This is a genomic window from Enterococcus lemanii, from assembly GCF_016909125.1.
Taxonomy (GTDB): Bacteria; Bacillota; Bacilli; order Lactobacillales; family Enterococcaceae; genus Enterococcus_I; species Enterococcus_I lemanii.
Genome location: NZ_JAFBFD010000074.1, coordinates 1 through 1,325, shown reverse-complemented (window position 1 = coordinate 1,325; position 1,325 = coordinate 1). Strand labels below are relative to the sequence as shown.

The 1,325-nt window shown below is 34.8% G+C and carries 1 protein-coding gene and 3 tRNA genes; all 4 read left to right on the top strand.

Annotated features, from left to right (window positions below; all coding sequences use genetic code 11):
• Positions 1-20: 20 nt before the first annotated feature.
• The 4 genes from JOD14_RS13025 (at position 21) to JOD14_RS13010 (ending at position 1,106) form a co-directional block, all read left to right on the top strand.
• Positions 21-94: transfer RNA gene (locus tag JOD14_RS13025), tRNA-Asn, on the top strand.
• Positions 95-160: 66 nt separating this feature from the next.
• Positions 161-802, top strand: coding sequence for an HAD-IA family hydrolase (locus tag JOD14_RS13020; RefSeq protein WP_204655200.1), 642 nt, complete (start codon positions 161-163; stop codon positions 800-802).
• Positions 803-878: 76 nt separating this feature from the next.
• Positions 879-951 (top strand) — tRNA-Thr (locus tag JOD14_RS13015).
• An 81-nt stretch (positions 952-1,032) separates the two neighbouring features.
• Positions 1,033-1,106, top strand: a tRNA-Asn gene (locus JOD14_RS13010).
• The last annotated feature ends 219 nt before the right edge of the window (positions 1,107-1,325 follow it).

The following is a 1,325-nucleotide window of genomic DNA, read 5'->3' as shown; positions in this document are numbered from 1 at the left end:
GCCACGCTGTATTATATTATTCCGGCATAGCTCAGTTGGTAGTAGCGCATGACTGTTAATCATGATGTCGTAGGTTCGAGTCCTACTGCCGGAGTAAAAAACATCCAGTATTGGGTGTTTTTTTGTTTATCGCTATAAATATTTAGGAAAAGGTGATTGTATGAAAAAGGATTTTCTATTATTTGATCTAGATGGTACGATTATTGAACCTAGTCATGGAATTTATCAATCAATTAATTATGCTTTAAGCAAGATGAAAAGAGCGATACTATCAGAAGAAGAGTTAAGAAGCTTTATTGGTCCGCCATTGCATGATTCTTTTGTTTCTTTAGGCATGTCAAAGGAAGAAGCTTCTGAAGCAATTCAGCATTATCGAGAAATGTATCAAAAAGAAGGCCTTTATTTAATGCATCCTTATCCACAAGTTGACCAAGTATTAGCGAAATTAAGTAATAAAAAGAAGTTGTTTCTAGCGACATCTAAACCGGAATCTTTTGCAAAAGAAATTTTAGATTATTTGCATTTCAGTCAATATTTTACAATGATTGGTGGAGCTAATCTGGAAGGCACACGCTCAAAAAAAGCTGAAGTGATTCAACATGTTTTTGCGCAAGAAAGATCTATCGATAAAAGTACAGCTGTTATGATTGGTGATCGGAAATATGATATTATCGGCGCTAACGAAAATGCAATTGATAGTATCGGTGTATTATATGGCTTTGGTACAAAAGAAGAATTGCAAGCGGCAGGAGCGACAAAAATTGTAGAATCGCCACTAGAATTGTTATCTCTCATGGAATAAAAAACTAAAAATCAATTAATCGCTTGACAAATGCCGATAAATTGAGTATTCTATATCTTGTGTTAATTGATTAATTGCCGCCTTAGCTCAGTTGGTAGAGCACCACCATGGTAAGGTGGGGGTCGCCGGTTCAAGCCCGGCAGGTGGCTTAGGAAAAAAATTCCTTTACAAAAAGTTGTTATTTTATGCTTGTCATTGAACAACGAATGTGTTATATTATTTATAGTTATTCCGGCATAGCTCAGTTGGTAGTAGCGCATGACTGTTAATCATGATGTCGTAGGTTCGAGTCCTACTGCCGGAGTCAAAAGAAGTATTTTCTATTTATTTAGAAAATGCTTCTTTTTTTGGCTCTTTGTCAAATAGTGTTGTTTAGCAATATCCGTATAATTAAGAAGGACTCAGGTTCTTCTTTTTTTGTTATTTAATTTGGCTCTTTGTCAAATAGTGTTGTTTAGCAATATCCGTATAATTAAGAAGGACTCAGGTTCTTCTTTTTTTGTTATTTAATTTTGGCTTTTTA

Coding starts and splice junctions, on each gene's coding strand:
- JOD14_RS13020 (WP_204655200.1), top strand. CDS start 161: ATGAAAAAGGATTTTCTATTATTTGATCTAGATGGTACGATTATTGAA.